General features: G+C 54.1%; 12 protein-coding genes. 6 read left to right on the top strand and 6 right to left on the bottom strand.

All coding sequences use genetic code 11. The features are described 5' to 3' along the window. Positions 1-50: 50 nt before the first annotated feature. The 5 genes from C7820_RS11615 (at position 51) to map (ending at position 10,219) form a co-directional block, all read left to right on the top strand. Positions 51-5,516 carry a HAMP domain-containing protein gene (locus C7820_RS11615; RefSeq protein WP_116231057.1) on the top strand — a complete coding sequence of 1,822 codons (5,466 nt, stop codon included), beginning with the start codon at positions 51-53 and terminating at the stop codon, positions 5,514-5,516. A gap of 256 nt (positions 5,517-5,772) precedes the next feature. After that, positions 5,773-6,111 carry a protein YmzB gene (ymzB, locus tag C7820_RS11610; protein WP_116231056.1) on the top strand — a complete coding sequence of 113 codons (339 nt, stop codon included), beginning with the start codon at positions 5,773-5,775 and terminating at the stop codon, positions 6,109-6,111. 122 nt (positions 6,112-6,233) lie between these two features. Continuing rightward, positions 6,234-6,815: a TetR/AcrR family transcriptional regulator gene (locus C7820_RS11605; RefSeq protein ID WP_076167551.1), complete on the top strand. Its 582-nt coding sequence runs from the start codon at positions 6,234-6,236 to the stop codon at positions 6,813-6,815. Between the two features lie 226 nt (positions 6,816-7,041). Continuing rightward, positions 7,042-9,306: a YhgE/Pip family protein gene (locus C7820_RS11600; protein WP_116231055.1), complete on the top strand. Its 2,265-nt coding sequence runs from the start codon at positions 7,042-7,044 to the stop codon at positions 9,304-9,306. Positions 9,307-9,472: 166 nt separating this feature from the next. Next, positions 9,473-10,219 (top strand): type I methionyl aminopeptidase, encoded by a 747-nt coding sequence (gene map / locus C7820_RS11595; RefSeq protein WP_076169476.1) that lies wholly within the window; start codon positions 9,473-9,475, stop codon positions 10,217-10,219. An 81-nt stretch (positions 10,220-10,300) separates the two neighbouring features. Here the strand turns inward: map and C7820_RS11590 are convergent, their stop codons facing one another. The 6 genes from C7820_RS11590 to fabV all read right to left on the bottom strand — a co-directional run bounded on the left by C7820_RS11590 (position 10,301) and on the right by fabV (position 18,070). Beyond that, entirely contained in the window at positions 10,301-10,501 is a 201-nt protein-coding gene (locus C7820_RS11590; protein WP_089546697.1) for a hypothetical protein, read from the bottom strand. Between the two features lie 78 nt (positions 10,502-10,579). Beyond that, positions 10,580-11,725, bottom strand: a complete 1,146-nt coding sequence (locus C7820_RS11585; RefSeq protein ID WP_116231054.1) for a Ger(x)C family spore germination protein — start codon at positions 11,723-11,725, stop codon at positions 10,580-10,582. Beyond that, on the bottom strand, positions 11,722-13,572 hold the full coding sequence (locus tag C7820_RS11580; RefSeq protein WP_258875213.1) for a spore germination protein: 1,851 nt from the start codon (positions 13,570-13,572) through the stop codon (positions 11,722-11,724). The genes C7820_RS11585 and C7820_RS11580 overlap by 4 nt, the downstream gene beginning before the upstream one ends. Further along, positions 13,569-14,642 carry a spore germination protein gene (locus tag C7820_RS11575; RefSeq protein ID WP_258875212.1) on the bottom strand — a complete coding sequence of 358 codons (1,074 nt, stop codon included), beginning with the start codon at positions 14,640-14,642 and terminating at the stop codon, positions 13,569-13,571. Before C7820_RS11575 ends, C7820_RS11580 begins: the two co-directional genes overlap by 4 nt. A gap of 285 nt (positions 14,643-14,927) precedes the next feature. Next, the gene (gene aspA, locus C7820_RS11570; protein WP_076167538.1) at positions 14,928-16,337 is read right to left on the bottom strand and encodes an aspartate ammonia-lyase; all 1,410 of its coding nucleotides are present in this window, start codon (positions 16,335-16,337) and stop codon (positions 14,928-14,930) included. A gap of 542 nt (positions 16,338-16,879) precedes the next feature. After that, the gene (fabV, locus tag C7820_RS11565; protein ID WP_116231052.1) at positions 16,880-18,070 is read right to left on the bottom strand and encodes an enoyl-ACP reductase FabV; all 1,191 of its coding nucleotides are present in this window, start codon (positions 18,068-18,070) and stop codon (positions 16,880-16,882) included. Positions 18,071-18,364: 294 nt separating this feature from the next. Here fabV and C7820_RS11560 point away from each other — a divergent pair, with 294 nt between their 5' ends. Further along, positions 18,365-18,700, top strand: a complete 336-nt coding sequence (locus C7820_RS11560; protein ID WP_116231051.1) for an antibiotic biosynthesis monooxygenase — start codon at positions 18,365-18,367, stop codon at positions 18,698-18,700. Positions 18,701-18,738: the final 38 nt, after the last annotated feature.

The following is an 18,738-nucleotide window of genomic DNA, read 5'->3' as shown; positions in this document are numbered from 1 at the left end:
GTTTACCAGCAATGAACGGTGTAAAATTATGTCGAGAGAGGGATTTGACCATGTCGGATCAGCATTTGAAACCGGATTCGCAAGAGAGCCAGGTTCAGTCCAAGGAACTGCTCGATGCGCTGATGGCTTTTAAAAAGGGAGATTTTACATACCGCATGCCATACGATCAGACGGGCATCGCCGGAAAAATCGCAGACACCTTTAATGAGATCATGGAAATGCAGGAGAGCCTTGTGTCCGAAATCGATACCGTTGCCAGGGTTGTCGGCAAAGAGGGCAAGCTGTCGCGCAGGTTTTCCCATAAAAATACCGGCGGGTCTTGGGAGGCGGCCGTAGAATCGTTAAACGGTCTTGTTAGTGACCTGATCCAGCCGACCAGCGAGATGGTGCGCGTGATCAACGCGGTTGCCCAGGGCGATTTGCGGCAAAAGGTGGATCTGGAGTTTGAAGGGCGGCCGCTGACCGGCGAGTTCAAAAAGTCCGCAAACAACATCAACAAGATGGTCAACCAGCTGAGCAAGTTTGCTTCCGAAGTGACCCGCGTAGCCAAAGAGGTGGGGACCGAAGGCATTTTGGGCGGTCAAGCCGATGTTGAAGGCGTCTCGGGGACATGGAAGGATCTGACCGACAGCGTGAACGGCATGGCGGCCAATCTGACGAGCCAGGTCCGCAGCATCGCCGAAGTGACGACGGCAGTGGCCAAGGGCGATCTCACCAAGCAGATCACGGTCAATGCCAGCGGCGAAATTTTGGAATTGAAAAATACGATTAATACGATGGTGGAACAGCTGTCGACTTTTGCGTCCGAGGTCACCCGAATGGCCCGTGAGGTCGGCACGGAAGGGAAACTCGGCGGGCAGGCGAACGTCAAAGGCGTGTCCGGCACGTGGAGAGATTTGACGGAGAGCGTCAACGACATGGCCACGAATTTGACGGATCAGGTCCGCAATATTGCGGTCGTTACGACGGCTGTTGCCAACGGGGATTTATCGAAAAAAATTACGGCCAACGTTCAGGGTGAAATCCTGGAACTTAAAAATACGATCAACACGATGGTGGACCAGCTGTCCATGTTCGCTTCCGAAGTGACGAAGATCGCCCGCGAAGTCGGCACCGAGGGCATATTGGGCGGGCAGGCGGAGGTCAGCGGCGTAGCGGGAACATGGCGTGATCTGACCGAAAGCGTCAACTCCATGGCCAGCAATCTGACCAATCAGGTCCGCAACATCGCCGAAGTGACGACAGCGGTGGCGAAGGGCGACTTGTCCAAGCACATTACGGTTAACGCCAAGGGTGAAATTCTCGAGCTGAAAAATACGATCAACACGATGGTGGATCAGCTCAGCACGTTTGCGTCCGAGGTTACCCGCGTGGCCCGCGAGGTCGGAACGCTCGGCATGCTTGGCGGTCAGGCGCAGGTTAAGGGCGTGGCCGGCACGTGGCGCGATTTGACCGAGAACGTCAACTACATGGCCTCGAACCTGACGAACCAGGTGCGCAATATCGCCGTCGTTACGACGGCGGTGGCGAACGGGGACCTGTCGAAGAAGATCACCGCGGACGTTCAGGGCGAAATCCTTGAGCTGAAAAACACGATCAATACGATGGTGGATCAGCTCAGCACGTTTGCATCCGAGGTTACCCGCGTCGCCCGCGAGGTCGGCACCGAAGGGAAGCTCGGCGGGCAGGCCGAGGTCCGGGGCGTCGGCGGCACGTGGAAGGATTTGACCGAAGGCGTCAACAACATGGCCCGCAATCTGACGAATCAGGTGCGGAACATCGCCGAAGTGACGACGGCGGTAGCGAAGGGCGATTTGTCCAAGAAGATTACGGTCGACGTCAAGGGCGAACTGCTCGAGCTGAAGAACACAATGAACACGATGGTGGACCAGCTCAGCAATTTCGCGTCGGAAGTAACGCGGGTGGCCAGCGAGGTCGGAACAGAAGGCAAGCTCGGCGCCCAGGCGAACGTCAAGGATGTGTCGGGTACCTGGAAGGACCTGACCGATACGGTGAACAACATGACGCGCAACCTGACGATCCAGATGCGGAACATTGCCGGTGTGACCACAGCGGTCGCCAACGGAGATCTGTCCAAGAAAATTACGGTCGACGTCAGCGGCGAGCTGCTGGAGCTGAAAAATACAGTCAATACGATGGTGGACCAGCTGAACTCGTTTGCCTCCGAGGTCACGCGCGTCGCCCGCGAAGTCGGAACGGACGGCAAGCTGGGCGGACAGGCACAGGTAAGCGGGGTCGGCGGCATCTGGAAGGATTTGACCGACAACGTTAACATTATGGCGAACAATCTGACGGATCAGGTCCGCGGCATCGCCAAGGTCGTGACCGCCGTGGCGAACGGGAACCTGAAGCAGAAGCTGAACGTGGATGCGAAAGGCGAAATTGCCGAATTGGCCGATACGATCAACAATATGACCGAAACGCTGGATACGTTCGCCGATCAGGTCATTACCGTCGCCCGTGAGGTCGGCGCAGAAGGAAAGCTGGGCGGTCAGGCAAGCGTTCCGGGAGCCGCCGGCACCTGGCGGGATTTGACCGACAATGTCAACTATATGGCGAGCACTTTGACCACGCAGGTCCGTGCAATCACCAATGTGGCCACGGCGGTTGCCAAAGGGGATCTGTCCCGGACGATCGATGTCGCAGCGGCCGGCGAAGTTGCCGCACTGAAGGACAATGTGAACGAAATGATCCGGAACTTGAAAGAGACGACCCGCATCAATACCGAGCAGGACTGGCTGAAGACCAATCTCGCCAAGTTTTCGAGATTGCTGCAGGGACAGCGCGACCTGTATGCCATCAGCCGCATGATTCTGTCGGAGCTGGCGCCGCTCGTGTCGATTCAGCATGGCGTCTTCTATATCAACGAGCCGGAGAACGACGAACCGGTGCTGACGCTGTTTGCCAGCTACGCCTACCAGAACCGGAAGCATCTGTCGAACCGCTTCCGTGCCGGCGAAGGACTGGTCGGCCAGTGCCTCGTGGAGAAGCAGCGTATCCTGCTGACGAATGTGCCGCATGATTATGTCATGATATCTTCGGGACTCGGCGAAGCCGTGCCGCTTAATATCGTGCTGCTGCCGATTATATTCGAGGAGCATGTGCTTGGCGTGCTGGAGCTGGCGTCCTTCCGGGCCTTTACCGAGATCGATCTGGCTTTCCTGGATCAGCTGACCGAATCGATCGGCATCGTTGTAAATACGATGCAGGCCAACCGCCGGACGGAGGAGCTGCTCATGCAGTCGCAATCGCTGACGGAGGAGCTGCAGAAGCAGCAGATGGAGCTTCAGCATACGAATGAGGAGCTGGAGGACAAGGCGAAGCTGCTCGTCCTGCAAAAGGCCGAGGTCGAGAGCAAAAACCAGGAGGTCGAGGTTGCGAAGCAGTTCCTCGAGGAGAAGGCGGAGCAGCTTGCGTTGACCTCACGCTACAAATCGGAGTTTTTGGCCAATATGTCGCATGAATTAAGAACGCCGCTCAATTCCCTCCTCCTTCTTGCCGAACAGCTTGCAGATAACCCGGATCAGAACTTGACCGAACATCAGGTCAAATTCGCCAAAACGATCCAGGATTCAGGGCTGGAGCTGCTGAACCTGATCAATGAAATTTTGGATCTGTCCAAAATTGAATCGGGCACCGTAACGCCGGACTTCAGCGAAGTGTCCCTCAAAGCGCTGACGGACAGCCTCGACCGGTCGTTCCGCCCGATGGTGGATAACAGCCTGCTCGAGTTCAGCATCAAGGTGGATCCGAACGTGCCGGATACGGTGGTTACCGATCAGAAGCGGCTGCAGCAGGTGCTCAAAAACCTCCTGTCGAACGCCTTTAAGTTCACGGAGAAGGGCCAGGTTACTTTGGCCCTGCGGCGGGCCAGCGAAGGCTGGAGCAGGGATAACGAATCGCTGAACCAAGCGCCGAACGTGCTGTGCTTCTCGGTCAGCGACACCGGAATCGGCATTCCGGAGGACAAGCAGCAGATCATTTTCGAAGCGTTCCAGCAGGCGGACGGCAGCACGAACCGGGTGTATGGCGGCACGGGGCTCGGATTGGCCATTTCCCGTGAGATCGCCCAATTGCTTGGCGGGGAACTGACGCTGTACAGCGTCGTCGGCAAAGGCAGCATTTTCAACCTCTACCTGCCGGTCGACACTGAAATGGGGCCGCAGGAGGAAACGCCGAAATACGTACCGGAAATCATCGACGTCACGCCGCCGGAGCAGAAGCTGACCTTCAGCCGCAAGGCGGATGACGTGAACGACGACCGGGAGCGGATCGAGCCGGGAGATCGTGTCTTTCTCATCATTGAAGACGACGTGAAGTTTAACGAAATCCTGCTGGAACTGCTGCACCGGAAGAATATCAAGGCGGTCATCACGACAAAAGGATCCGGCGCACTCGAGCTGGCGAGAAAATACCAGCCGGAGGCGATTACGCTCGATCTGCGCCTCGGCGATATGGACGGTTGGATGGTCATTGAGCACTTGAAGAACGACTTGGCAACCCGGCATATTCCGGTCTGCGTCATCACCGTCGAAGAGGATGAAGTTGAACTGCTCCGCAAGGGAGTCTATGAGTATGTCTGCAAGCCGGTCACCAACGAAGACCTCGAGAAGGCGCTGGATCAGCTGAGCCGGTTTGCCGCTGAACATAGCCGCAGCCTGCTGCTGGCCGCAACGGAAGATGAGCGCTGCCAGGAATGGGCAGCTCTTCTGGGCAGCGAGGACGTGCGGATCGTCATGGCGCAGACTGCCCGGGAAGCGCTCGAGATCTTGAAGAATGAGCATTTTGACTGCGTGCTCGCGGATAACGATTTAGAGGATATGAACGTCCTGCAGTTCGTCCGGGAAATGCAGAAAAATCCAAAAAACAAGCACATGCCATTGGTCTTGAACCGGAGCGTCAAATGGAACCATGAGCAGGAGGAGGAACTGGAAGAGCTGACCAAATCCGCGGTCATCAAAGAGGTCAAGACGCCGGCCCAGATGATCGACGAGACGAGCCTGTTCCTGCACCGCAAGCTGGATGACCTGCCAGAACAGGCGGGAGAGCTCGTGCGCAAGCTGTATCAATCCGACGAGATGATTCAGTATAAAAAGGTTCTGGTCGTGGACGACGACATCCGCAACATTTTTGCCTTGACTACCATCCTGGAGCGTCATCAGATGATGGTCGTTCCTGCTGAAAACGGACACGAGGCCATTCAAATTCTGGAGCAGACGCCGGATATCGAGATCGTGCTGATGGACATCATGATGCCGGTTATGGACGGCTACGAAACGACGCGGGCGATCCGCAGCAAGCCGCAGTTCAAGGATCTCCCGATCATTGCTCTGACCGCCAAGGCGATGAAAGGCGACCGGGAGGAATGCCTGGAAGCCGGAGCATCCGACTACATTACCAAGCCGGTGAACAGCGCGCAGCTGTTGTCGATGATCCGCAGCTGGCTCGGAACGACGGCACCTGAGGAAGATGCTGGGCCGGACCAGGAGGAGTAGAAGGAACGGACATTTTAGAGATGTTTCCCGCTGTTTGTGGTGGGAGGCATCTCTTTTTCTATTCTCGGCAATGTCCCTATCACAATAAGCCCCTGTTCTTTGATCCAGTTTGGCGGAGAGATCGTGATTTCCAGGGATGTTTTGCCTTTCGGCGGAATGGTTAGACTCTTTATAGACGGGCCGCGGCCGCTTCATCGGCACCAACCGTACCCGGAGATGAAGGCAATGACTACTATGCAGAAAGAAGGGCTTTTTAATGAACGAATCTCTCAAATCCGTAACCGACTGGCTGAACGCGCATAAACAGCAGACTGTTATGATCCGCAAACAGGAGCTTGAGGACATCGACCAGACACGAATCACGCTGGAGGATGTGGAATACAAGCCGAGCACACCGACGATTGACGAATATACCGAAGGGGATTCGCTGATCCTCCACGGCAGCGGAGCTGTGGTGAACGAGCAGGGAGATATCCCGCTTCCGCAGAGCACATACCAAATTTACGTTGATGGATTGAAGTACACGAATGTGCAGGACCAGCAGCTTTCCATGGAAACGGAACGGGCAAAATATGAAATTTTCATACAATCGTGAAAAATTTCAATAAGTATCTTTGCATATTCCAATAAATGTGGTAAAGTAAAAACTGACCTTATGACTGAAATTGAAAATTGGTCAGTTTTTGCTGATACGCGTTTAGATGGGAGGAGAACATCATAGGATCGGTCGACCGGAAGAAACAGGTGCTGGGCGCGGCTGCCCAGTCCTTTTCCTTGTTCGGGTACAAGGCGACAACGATGGAGCAGGTAGCGAAGATCGCTAATGTGGGAAAAGGAACGATTTATACGTTTTTTGATACGAAGGAACAGCTGTTTGACGAAATTCTGCACGGCGTCATCTCCGAAATGAAAACGATCATTGAGCGGGAAGTGGATCACCGGAAGCCGTTTTTCGATAACCTGTTCCGGGTTCTGGATTCCCTTCTGGAATTCCGGGGGGAACATGAGCTGCTGATCAAGCTCTCACAGGAGGTCAGAGACTTCGGGACACCACAGTCCCAGGAGGCGATGAGCCGGGTGGAGGGTGTCATCCTCGGCTATATGGAGAAGGAAGTCCGGTTCGCGGTGGAGCAGCACGAAATCCGGGAATGCGATCCGTCCGTCGTCGCTTTTCTCATGCTGAAAATGTATGTCGCCTTGACGTCCGAATGGAACAAACAGCATCAAGCAACGTTAACCAAGGCGGAAATCAGACAGCACTTCCGGCTGTTTCTGGAAGAAGGGCTGTCTGTGAAATAACCGGGCATGCATTATATCCCTTTATAACTGCAGGGACCGCTGCGGCTTTTATCAGGCGCCACGGCGAAGTACCCGAGTACGTCTCGGAGCAATGGCCCCACGTTGTGGGGTTCTTTTGTCCGGAGTATTTCCGTATGCGCAAAACTGACCAATTGAAGAAATCAGTCAATGATACTCGGGAGTGTCTGAGTCATACTAAATCACGTAAAGGGGGAAGCCCGGGAACATGAAATCAATAGCCGTGTTTTTTAAAGATTTGGCGGCGGCCGTAAAAAATCCGAAAGTGCTCATTCCTGTCATTGCCGTCATGTTTATTCCGATTTTGTACAGCGGCGTATATCTGGCGGCCTTTTGGGACCCCTACGGTCATCTGGACCAACTGCCGGTAGCGGTGGTCAACAAGGATAAGGGCGCCGAATTCAAAGGCAAGCAGCTCCACATCGGAGACGATTTGGTGGACGAACTGAAGAAAGGCAAGGACTTTGACTGGGAATTCGTCAGTGAAAAAGAAGCTGAGCAGGGAATCAAGGATAACCGCTATTATATGAAAATTACGATCCCCGAGGATTTTTCCAGCAAAGCGACGACGCTGATGGATGAAAATCCGCAGCCGGCCAGCATCGAATACGAGCCGAACGGAGACTACAACTTTGTGGCCTCCCAGATCGGCAATACGGCCGTAAAAGATATCAAGTCCAAAGTATCCGCGAAGGTAACGGAATCGTATACCGACAGCCTGCTGGACAATTTTACAGAGGTATCGGACGGTTTGGCCGAAGCCGGTGAAGGCGCGGGCAAGCTGCATAACGGCACCAATGATCTGGATGAAGGAGCCGTCAAGCTGAAGGAAAACCTCGGCAAGCTGGCCGCAGGCACACTTGAAGCGAAGGACGGCATGGGTCCGCTGGCCAAAGGGGCAAGCGACCTGACCAAAGGTGTAGGCGACCTGGAAGGGGGCGCCAAGAAGCTTGCCGGCGGGCTCAGCCAGCTGAGCAGCGCGCAGGGTCAGCTGACCGCAGGGGCCGTGTCGGCCCAGAAGGGCGGCGAGCAGCTGTATCAAGGGCTGCAGTCCTCGCTCAAGGGCGCCCAAGACCTGAATGCCGGTCTGAAGAGCGCCGATGAGGGCGCAGCCGGACTGGAATCCGGCCTGAAGGCGTCGGAGAAGGGAAGCTCCGATCTGGCGAGCGGCCTTGAATCTTCCGCAGGCAGCGCTCAGAAGGTCGCCGACGGCGCCAAAGGCGTGGCCGACGGCCTGCAGCAGCTGGCCAAAGCGAGCCCTGAGCTCGCGGCAAACCCTGAGCTGCAGAAGCTGATCGCAGCCAGCCAGGCGGTAGCCGACGGCAGCGCCCAGCTCGCACAGGGTCAGCAGCAGCTGCTCAGCGGGGCGAACTCGCTGCATGACGGCCAGAAGAAGCTGGCCAGCGGCGCGGCCCAGCTGCATGCAGGCACGCAGCAGCTCACCGCAGGCAGCGGACAGCTCGTACAAGGCCAGCAGCAGCTCGTGGCCGGCGCATCCAAGCTGAATGCCGGCCAGCAGCAGCTTACGGCCGGCCTGCAAACGTTCGGCCAGAAGCTGTCCGAAGCGGCCGGCGGCAGCCAGAGCCTGGTGGGGGGCGCCCAGCAGCTCCTGGCAGGATCCAGCCAGCTGCAGGGCGGCGTGAACAAGCTCGCCAGCGGGCTCGGAACACTTGCCGACGGTTCGCAGCAGCTGAACAACGGCGCAGGTGACCTGAAGAGCGGCATCAGCAAGCTGGAGGACGGTTCGAAGGAGCTGCAGACGAAGCTGACGGATGCGGCGGATAAAACCTCCGAGCTCAAGAAGACCGATGCGCTTGTGGAAATGTTCGCTTCCCCGGTTGATACGAAGGAAATCGATGACCGCAAGGTGCCGAACTACGGCACAGGCCTGACGCCGTACTTCATGTCGCTCGGCCTGTTCGTCGGAGCGCTCATTTCGACGTTGGTCATTTCGCTCAAAGGAACGACGGTTCCTGGAGCTTCCGGCTTCAGCCGGTTCGTCAGCCGCTCGCTTTCCTTCGCGGGCATGAGCTTGTTCCAGTCCGTGGTCGCGGCAGCGATCATTTTGTACGGACTGGGGCTGGAGGTTCGAAGCGTACCGCTCTTCTTCCTCTTCTCCTTTATTACGAGCTTGACGTTTATGTTTATCGTGCAGGCGTTTGTCACCTGGCTGGATATGCCAGGACGCTTCCTGATCATCATCCTGCTGATTCTGCAGCTGGCAACCAGCGCCGGAACGTTCCCGCTGGAGCTGATTCCGGATTGGCTGAAGCCGCTGAATCCTTGGCTTCCGATGTCTCACAGCGTGCTCGGATACAAGGCGATTATCGCCAGCGGAGATTTTGATCTGGTGTGGAAGCAGGCAGGCATACTGGGGATCGACGCCGTGATTTTCCTAGCTTTGACCCTTGTCTACTTCCTGATTAAGGGCCGCAAGGCGAAGGAAGTTTCTGCAGAGCCGCAAACGGCTTAATTGAACTCGCGATAACCCTCCATTCACAGGAGTTCCGGTTCTTCCAATCGAAGGACCGGAGCTCCTTTTCGCCTTATCACGCATAAGATGATACGGGTAGATTTCGGACATTGACGATATTGGGTATAATAAGAAGATACAGACAGGAATGAGGGTAGATAAAAAGATGATAATTCTGAAGACGAAAGACCAGATCAAGTACATGAAAGAAGCGGGCGAAATTTTGGCTGCCTGCCACCGTGAGATCCGCAAGATGATCGCTCCCGGCATCACCACTATAGAGATTGACCGTTTCGCAGAACAATTCATCCGCAAGCATGGGGCTACACCCGAGCAGAAAGGATACAACGGTTTTCCTTATGCGACCTGCACTTCGGTAAACGACGTGATCTGCCATGGCTTTCCGGGCAAAACGGTGCTGAAGGACGGGGATATCATTACCGTGGATATGGTGGTCAACCTGAAAGGCTGGCTGGCCGACTCTGCATGGTCCTATCCGGTCGGAAACATTTCCGAGCAGGCGCAGCGCCTGCTGGACGTGACGCATGAATCCCTGTACAAAGGAATCGAGAAGGCGGTCATTGGCAACCGGATCGGCGACATTTCGCATGCGATCCAGGTTTATGCCGAAGGTGAAGGCTTCTCGGTCGTACGCGATTTCATCGGCCACGGCATCGGGGAGGAAATGCACGAAGCGCCGCAGGTTCCCCACTACGGGCCGGCGAATGTGGGTCCGCGGCTGAAGGAGGGCATGGTGATTACGATCGAGCCGATGCTGAATACCGGCACTTACCGGAGCAAGATGGACAGCGACGGCTGGACTGCCAGAACGCTGGACGGCGGACTTTCGGCGCAGTACGAGCACACTCTCGCGATTACGGCGAACGGACCGGAAATTTTGACGGCACAGTAATCGAACTCCCTAGACGGCCTTCAGAAATACAAAAAGAGAAGCATCCTTGTGGTGCTTCTCTTTTTGTATGTGGAGCGCAAGCTATCTCAAATACACCGCAACGCAGATGATGATCGCGAGGACCACGGTCACCACGTACATGGAAGTCAGCTTGGACAGATTCTTCTTCGTGCGATGCTCGTATTCCGGGTTACGCTTCTTATTTTCTGCGGAAAAACCGACCCAGAACGTCCCGACAGCAGCCAGCAGGGCGATGCCGATCACGACGATGTAAATCCACATATACAATCACCTTCCTTGATCCCTGGCTGTGCATGACAGGAACGCATTCTTTGCTTCATCATACCATGCACCGGTGGATCAGTGAACCCTTTGCTTGTACTTTCCGGAGTTCACCATCGTAATGGTGACGTCCACGTTTTTCAGCATATCCTCGGTCAAAATAAAATCGGACTGCTTGCTGAGCTCCCTCCATTTGTCAGGGTATTTCCGGTACAGCTTGTCCTCCAGCATGAGCACGTCGGATTTCAGGGCAACGCCTTTTTTATAGCTCTCGATGACTTCCTTCTTGACCAGTTCAGCGGCCATTTTCTCCAGCGTCGACTCGGGTGTATCCTTGATGAGCAGATCTACGTAGGATTTTAGACCGATCCGGATATTGAAATGTATTTTATCGTTCTCCAATTTGGGTTCGACGACAAAATGCGGCTTCATCAGGATCAGGGTGGCTACGGGAGTCTGACCGATAGGAATGTTGACGGGTGACCGTTCAAGCTGCCGCTGAATCCAGCGGGTTCCCCTCAGGTCATCCTCCGAGAGCCATCCGCGAAGCTCCCTGTTGTCAAAGAAATATGCGCCGGATACCCGGTGCATCGGGTGATCCTTTTTATCCTCATACCAGTCCTTATAGTCGATCGTCAACGAAGGAAGAATTGCTGTCCCGCTTGGTTCTCTCAGCTGGGCCAAAATTTTGAACTCGTAAATGGGCAGGATGAACGAACGCTGTGTATAAATCTGCTGCGGTGATTCCAATACGCTTTCCAGCGGAGAAAAATTCAGGATGGACTTCTCCGTCAAAATGTCTTGAACCGGATCTCTCGTCCCGTACAGCAGCACGTTATAGCGGATCTCCCGGAACCGGTTCAGCATGTCAAACACTTGGTCCATGCCATGCTTGAGCAGCCGCTCGGAACAAACGACCGCTTTCATATGGCCCCAAAATACACGGCGCTGGGCCGTCGAGTAGATGGACGTCAGCGATTCGGTCACGGTCTTCCCTTCTCCCGTACCGATCCAGATCGGCACAACTTTACCGACCTGGGCATTTTGGGATTGAGCAACATTCGAGAAGTTCAGCACCTGAATGTAGCTTTTATATTTTCCATCCACATAATCAAGTCCGATTGCCGTCACATAGGCCATATTCTGAATATCCTTGGAGTTCCAGCATCCCGGCAGGAGAAGCAGCAGCGCACAGCACACGATGGATAGCACCGTTCTTTTCATGTCGGAGATTCCCCTTGATGATCCGGATCCTGCGGATTCAGGAAGGAGGTGCGGCTTTTGACTTTATCCCACGGCAGACGGATGACCGAGTTGATAAAATCCTTGAACCGGAAAGGCGAAACCGGCGCAAGATAGGACTCTCCGAACGTCCGGAGGCGGGATACGTAGATCAGCAGCAGAATCAAGCCGAGAATGAGACCGTACATGCCCAGAAACGAGGCGATCAGGAACAAGGTGAACCGGATAACACTGATGACCGACGTTAAGCTTTGGTTGACCAGGGTCGCGCCGGTGACGGTCGTAATGGCGCCTACGACGACCGATGACGGAGAGACCAGCCCGGCACGGATGGCGGCGTCGCCGATGATGAGACCGCCAATGACGGTCAAGGTCTGGCCGATCGTGGTGGGCAGCCGGATGCCGGCCTCGCGGAAGATCTCAAACAGCAGGAGCAGCAGAAACAGCTCCATCTGAGCGGAAAAGGGCAGGCCCAGACGGGTCACTGAAATGGTCGCCAACATCCGGTATGGGAGCTGGTCCTGGTGAAATGCGGTCAAGGCCACCCAGAATCCTGGAAGAGCCACGGACAAGACGAGACTGAGCACGCGAATCAGGCGCACGAAGGAGACATAAATGTAGTTAAAGTGGATGTCTTCCGGCGACTTCATGAGCAGGGACAGCGAGCCGGGACCCGTAAGCGCCATCGGATTGCCGTCTACGATGATGACAAATCTCCCGTTGATCAACGAGCTGACCGCGTAATCCGGCCGGCCCGTAAAATCGATCAGAGGCAGCAGGGAATACTTCGAGTCGGACAGCAATTCCTCCAACTGGCTCGCAGTATACAGTCCGTCCATGTCGATTTTGGACATCCGCTTTTTGACTTCCTCCAGAAGCTTCGGTGAGATGATGTCATCAATGTAAAGAAGCGATACGCGCGTACGTGTTCGTCTGCCCATAATAAATGTCTCATTGCAGAGTGTTGTGCTGCGGAGCCGCTTGCGGATCAGCGCGACGTTTGTGCTGATATCTTCGGTGAAACCGTCTTTCGGACCTTTGACAGAAATTTCAGTGGTAGACTCTTCCGGGGTCCGCTTGGGCATGCTGCTGATGTCCATCGTATACAGCTCGTTGGTATGCGGGAGGAACAGGACGACACTCCCCTGAAAGACCGCTTCTTCCACCTCGCTGCTGGGCGCGTTGTGCTTTAGCGCGCTCAGCGGAAGTTTGCCTGCAAGCAGTTCGCCTTTTTTGGATGGAAGGCCGTCCTTCTCATACATGTCGTAGGGCTCCGGCAGAATGACTTTGCCGATCTGCGACGACTCGCACAGACCATCAGCAAAGACCAATACGATTTCCGAATAAGGATTGGATTTGCTGAGCCGATGCATTTGGACTTTAATATCTGCACTTTTCGCAAACAAATCGTTTAGCTTACTGAAATTCCAAAGCGTCGGATCCTCCGAGGGGTTGTCTTCCTTTTGGTCTTTTTGGGACTTGTTATCATCCGACTGGCCGTCTTCTGAAGTTTCGTTATCGGTATTTTCATTTTTACTTTTACCTTTGCCATGCTCTGCATCTTCATCGTTTCTTTTATCCTTGTTATGTTCAGGGCCGCTGTTGTCCCCGTTGTCATCTTCGGTGTCGTCCAGCGGTGCGCGATTTTCCTGGCCCGACTCTTCTGAAGACGGATCTTCCGATGAATGGTCGCGCCGTTTACCTTGATCCCCGCTTTTTTCGTGATCCTGGTCACGTTTATCACCATGCGGATGACCTTCTGATTTCTGGTCCTCTGCTGGTTCATTGCTCCCTTGGGGCATGTTATGTTTATTTTCAGTATCCGTCATGTCGTACGTTCCCTCCTTTTCTCCGGAATGAAGGACATGCCAACGCACAGCAGGGAATACGCGATTCCCAAGATCAGCGATGCCGGAAAATAATTCCGGTACATCATGTTATAAAAGTCCTGCTGGCTGTACGGAAACATGGACAGCACGATGTAACTGAACGTAAGGGCGAGGATAAATCGGTTCCGCATCGTTTGACTGGAGAAAGGCATAATATCCGCAAGCAAAAACAAGGATAGGCTGACCCGTACGGTTGACCCGGCAAGCCACTGATACACCGACAAAAAGTCCACATGTTCCACATAATCGCCGATTTTGACAAGCCGCCACTGCTCATAAGGGGACGTGGCCTGCTTGGCCGCTTCATACGGCCCGAATTCGGTAATGGCTCCTATAACGGGTCCCAGCGTAATCCAAACCATCAACAGCGCAAACACGACCATATGCCAGGGTTTCACATTCGACCGGATCCGGTGCTGCATCGTGACGATGACGATGAGTTCGATGAACGCACCTCCGGCATACAGCATGCCATGAACAGGTGGCGCCCAGCCGTGCTCCATCAGGGGGAACAGCAATTTGTAATTTTTGTGCGCCGTATTGGCAACCGAGACGAAAATTCCCAGGAAGACGACAATAGGCAGCAGGACGCCAGCTCCAATGGCCATGGAGCGCAGCCCGGTTTTTGCCATGTACAGGCAAACAAGCGCCAGTACGGTAACGAGCACCAGCTTCGGCGTGGCCGGCAGGTAATTGGTGATCGTCCAGGTGGAGGTATGAAGAAGCGTAAGGCCACCTATTAAATACAAATACAAGCATATCGGGGCCATGAGGACCCAGGAAATCCATGGTTTGGTCCGATCGGCAAGCCACGGCTGCAGCTTCCGGTTTCCGGATCTCTTCATGAACAAGACGAGCAGCAGCGACCAGGGCACGTAAAAGACCGCCGCCATGATGACGGAAACCCAGGCATCTCTGCCGGACGAGTCCAGAATCATGGGATTCACGATGACATGACTGGTCAGTCCATTCATTAACATGAGGATCATACAGATTTGGGAGAAACTCATTCGATTGACAGAACCCATCGCGCTTATCACTCTATTCCGGTTAGGCTTTGGTAAAGATTATGGATAGTATGGTAAAGAACGGTGGATTTTATGTATTTACATAGATCAAACAAAAGATTTGCATGGAACTTCTTGCTATATCGGCCCAGCAAAGGCCTATGAGATTCTTTAGTTCATTTTATGGACTTCCATATTTTCAAAAGTCCGTGTTGGAGTAGAAGGGTGAACACTGCTTTTATATAAAAAAAGACCGTGCCAATACCGGCACGGCCTGTTCCTATTATTTTATTCCTTCCGCAGCAGCGCTTCGCCTGCAATGCCCGGATTGGTCATTTGGTAAGGATCGAGGATGATGTTCAGCTCTTCTTCCGTCAGCACGTTGTACAGCAGGCACAGCTCCCGAACCGACTTGCCGGTCGTGATCGCTTCGCGCGCAATGCGGGAGACGACTTCGTAGCCGAGGTGCGGATTCAGTGCTGTAATGATGCCGACGCTGTTCTCGACATATTCCCTGCACCGCTCCACATTAGCCTGAATGCCCTCGACGCAGTGCTCGCGGAACACCCGGAAGCCCTGGTTCATAATTTCCAGCGATTGCAGCAGGTTGTAGACGAGAACCGGCTCCATGACGTTCAGCTCGAGCTGGCCGGCTTCGGATGCAAGGCAGATCGTATGGTCGTTACCGATCACCTGGAACGCGATTTGGTTGATAACCTCGCACATGACCGGATTGACCTTCCCCGGCATAATGGAGGAACCCGGCTGGCGTGAAGGGAGAGAAAGTTCCCCAAGTCCTGCCCGTGGGCCGGAAGCCATCAGCCGGATATCGTTGGCGACTTTGGACATGTTCATCATGCAAATTTTTAAGGCGGCAGACACCTCGGTGTAGGCGTCGGTATTCTGTGTTGCATCGACAAGATGATCCGCTGCCTGCACCGGAAAACCGCTGAGCTCTGCCAGAATCTCGGCCACGCGCTTGATGTAGGTCAAATCGGCATTGAGGCCTGTACCGACCGCCGTTGCGCCCATGTTAATATGCAGCAGGTTGTTCTTGGTGGCTTTGACCCGCTCAATGTCACGGCCCAGCACGCGGGCGTATGCCTGGAATTCCTGCCCGAGACGGATCGGAACGGCGTCCTGCAGATGGGTTCGGCCCATCTTGATCACCGCGTCAAACTCGTTGGCTTTATCGACGAAGGCCTGGTGCAGATCGGTCATGGTGGCCACGAGCTTGTCAATCATGGTCAGTGTCGCCAGATGGACGGCGGTCGGAAACGAATCGTTGGTCGATTGGGCCATGTTGACATGGTTGTTCGGGCTGATGTCGGCGTAGCTGCCTTTTTCCTTGCCCATCAATTCCAATGCTCGGTTCGCAATCACTTCGTTCGTATTCATATTTATCGATGTACCGGCGCCGCCTTGGATCGGATCCACGATAAATTGGTCGAGCCACTCACCGCCAATGATCTCATCTGCGGCTTGTACAATGGCCTCACCTTTGGCTGGAAGCAGCCGTTTAATTTCCATATTAGCCAATGCTGCTGCCTTTTTGACCATGGCCATCGACCGGATCAGTTCAGGATGCAGACGCTGTCCGGTAATCGGAAAGTTCTCCTTTGCGCGTAGGGTTTGAATGCCGTAGTATGCATGGTTAGGAACTTCTTTGGTGCCTAGAAAATCTTTTTCCAATCTCATGAAAATCAATCCTCCGGGTATCTGTACTGGATAAGTCAAAGAGCCGCATGTAAACGCTGTGAATTGTCGGACTCGCTACCATTATACGCTGGTTGTCTTGAAATTTGCTAGTTTATTGTCAACGAGGGGTGTAAAGATCATTCATTTGTCCACTGAAAACGGACGATACGGACCTGGGGGACGGTGAATGACTTACTTCTACATACATACGTTTGACCCTTGTATTGGTGGCAAGGCTTACATAAGAAGGAGCTTTTACACTTCGCACAGCTTGGCATAAAAAAGAGGAGGCGTATCATGTTCATAGTCTGGCAGTCGGTGGTTGTAGCGCCGGCAGGCCCGAGTCTCCGGAGGAGAGGAACATGTTCAGAGAAGTCATTGACAATGCCGACCAACCGATGACAAAGGATCGTCTTCATTAACATACCCGGAGGATGAGTGTTTATGATTCGTCACATCGAAGAATTGGTGAACAAGCCAAAAAGCCCGGGTAGGCGAACAAGCATACCCGGGCTTCTCTATAATATAAGCATATAAATCGGTTAAACGGAATGCGGAACCTTCACGTCAGGATTTACGTCGGCTTCATAATCGACGCCATCCGTCTCAAAGCCGAACAGCTGGAAGAATTCGCGGCGGTACCCATGAAGATCGGTCAGATCATAGATGTTGTCCGATGTGATGCTGTTCCAGATGTCGGCGACTTCAGCCTGCACATCTTCGCGGAGCTCCCAGTCGTCGATGCGGATTCTGCCGACTTCATCCACAGGCGTTTTGCCGCCGGTATACAGACGGTCGGTAAACAGGCGGTAGGTCTGCTCGATGCATCCTTCGTGGATGCCTTTTTCTTTCATGACCTTGTACAATGCGGAGATGTACAGCGGCACGACGGGGATCGCCGAACTGGATTGGGTCACCAGCCCTTTGCTGACAACGACATAAGCGCGTCCGTTTTTGGCGGCCAGCTGGTCGTTCAGCTTCAGCGCAGTGGCTTCCAGGTGATCCTTGGCTTTGCCGATGGAGCCTTCCCGGTACACGGCCTGGGTGATGTCCGATCCGATGTAGGAGAAGGAAATGGTGGCGGCTCCGTCGGCCAGCACGCCGCCCTGATCCAGCGCATCGATCCACAGCTGCCAGTCGTCCCCGCCCATAACAGCAACCGTACCGCGGACTTCTTCTTCCGTAGCGGGTTCAATGGTCACTTCGCTGATTTCGCCGGTGTGGAAGTTGACGGTTTTATTCGTATAGGGCTTGCCCAGCGGTTTAAGGGTGGAATTGTACACTTCGCCGGTGACCGGATCGGTTCTCCGGGCGGATGCCACACTGTACACCACCAGGTCGATCTGACCGAGTTCGGAACGGATCAATTCCACCGTTTTCTCCTTCGTTTCAGTCGAGAAGGCGTCCCCTGTCACGCTGAAAGATTTTAGCCCGGCTGCTTCAGCTGCTTGTTCAAACGCGGCGGAATTGTACCATCCGGCGGAGGCTGTCCGTTTCTCGGAACCGCTGCTTGGGCGGTATACTCCTACGGTATTCGCTCCGGCTCCGAATGCAGCTGTGATGCGTGCCGCCAAGCCATAGCCGGTCGACGCGCCGATCACGAGCACGTTTTTCGGCCCTTGGACGGCCGGCTTGGATTTGACGTAATCGATTTGGGCCTGGACCTGCGCAGCGCATCCTACAGGATGTGCCGTCGTGCAGATAAAGCCCCGGGTTCTTGGTTTGATGATCATGTGAATGATTATCCTCTCTTTGTTAAAGTAAAATATCGTTTGTTTGGATTCAGGTTTATGTATCCCATACAACAGCCATGAGGAAACTCCTTTAATGATATTATATCTAAAAACCGAAATACAAGGGTTTAAGCGGTGAATGGTAGAAGCGGAGAGATTTCGGGATGTCCACCCATTTGACAATGAGAATCATTATCAAGTAAGATGGATACAGTCCGGAAATCACGGAGCCGACATGAGGCGATGATTCCGCAGGAATACAGCAATCATATCGATTGACGGGAGGAACCACCTATGTTTATTCAATTGAGAACAATGGCTGTGCAAAAAGGGTACAGCGAACAGGTTGCGGCCAGATTCACCAAGGACGGCCCGATGGACGAGATGAACGGATTGATCGACAGAACGGTCATGGTCAATACCAGAGGAAGAGAGCAGGACGAAGTCGTCGTCATGATCCGCTGGGAATCCCAGGAAGATTGGAAAAATTGGGAGAAAAGCGAGGCGCATCTTCAAGGTCATCGCGACAAGAAGGGCCAGGAGCCGCCAGCCTATATGATCAGCACAACCGTCAAAATGTATGAAGTGCAGGCTGTGAAGCCGGGCAAGGCTTCTTCCAGCACCAATTAACATCGGGAAACAAGAAAAAACCGCCACTAATGGCGGTT

It is taken from the genome of Paenibacillus sp. VMFN-D1, assembly GCF_003386155.1.
Taxonomy (GTDB): Bacteria; Bacillota; Bacilli; order Paenibacillales; family Paenibacillaceae; genus Paenibacillus_AQ; species Paenibacillus_AQ favisporus.
The sequence above is the reverse complement of the archived record's forward strand: the minus strand, read 5'-3'. Positions and strand labels throughout refer to the sequence as shown.

What these genes read in the sequence shown, in the direction of transcription:
- C7820_RS11615 (WP_116231057.1), top strand. Translation starts at nt 51, where the DNA reads ATGTCGGATCAGCATTTGAAACCGGATTCGCAAGAGAGCCAGGTTCAG.
- ymzB (WP_116231056.1), top strand. Translation starts at nt 5,773, where the DNA reads ATGAACGAATCTCTCAAATCCGTAACCGACTGGCTGAACGCGCATAAA.
- C7820_RS11600 (WP_116231055.1), top strand. Translation starts at nt 7,042, where the DNA reads ATGAAATCAATAGCCGTGTTTTTTAAAGATTTGGCGGCGGCCGTAAAA.
- map (WP_076169476.1), top strand. Translation starts at nt 9,473, where the DNA reads ATGATAATTCTGAAGACGAAAGACCAGATCAAGTACATGAAAGAAGCG.
- C7820_RS11590 (WP_089546697.1), bottom strand. Translation starts at nt 10,501, where the DNA reads ATGTGGATTTACATCGTCGTGATCGGCATCGCCCTGCTGGCTGCTGTC.
- C7820_RS11585 (WP_116231054.1), bottom strand. Translation starts at nt 11,725, where the DNA reads ATGAAAAGAACGGTGCTATCCATCGTGTGCTGTGCGCTGCTGCTTCTC.
- C7820_RS11580 (WP_258875213.1), bottom strand. Translation starts at nt 13,572, where the DNA reads ATGACGGATACTGAAAATAAACATAACATGCCCCAAGGGAGCAATGAA.
- C7820_RS11575 (WP_258875212.1), bottom strand. Translation starts at nt 14,642, where the DNA reads ATGAGTTTCTCCCAAATCTGTATGATCCTCATGTTAATGAATGGACTG.
- aspA (WP_076167538.1), bottom strand. Translation starts at nt 16,337, where the DNA reads ATGAGATTGGAAAAAGATTTTCTAGGCACCAAAGAAGTTCCTAACCAT.
- fabV (WP_116231052.1), bottom strand. Translation starts at nt 18,070, where the DNA reads ATGATCATCAAACCAAGAACCCGGGGCTTTATCTGCACGACGGCACAT.
- C7820_RS11560 (WP_116231051.1), top strand. Translation starts at nt 18,365, where the DNA reads ATGTTTATTCAATTGAGAACAATGGCTGTGCAAAAAGGGTACAGCGAA.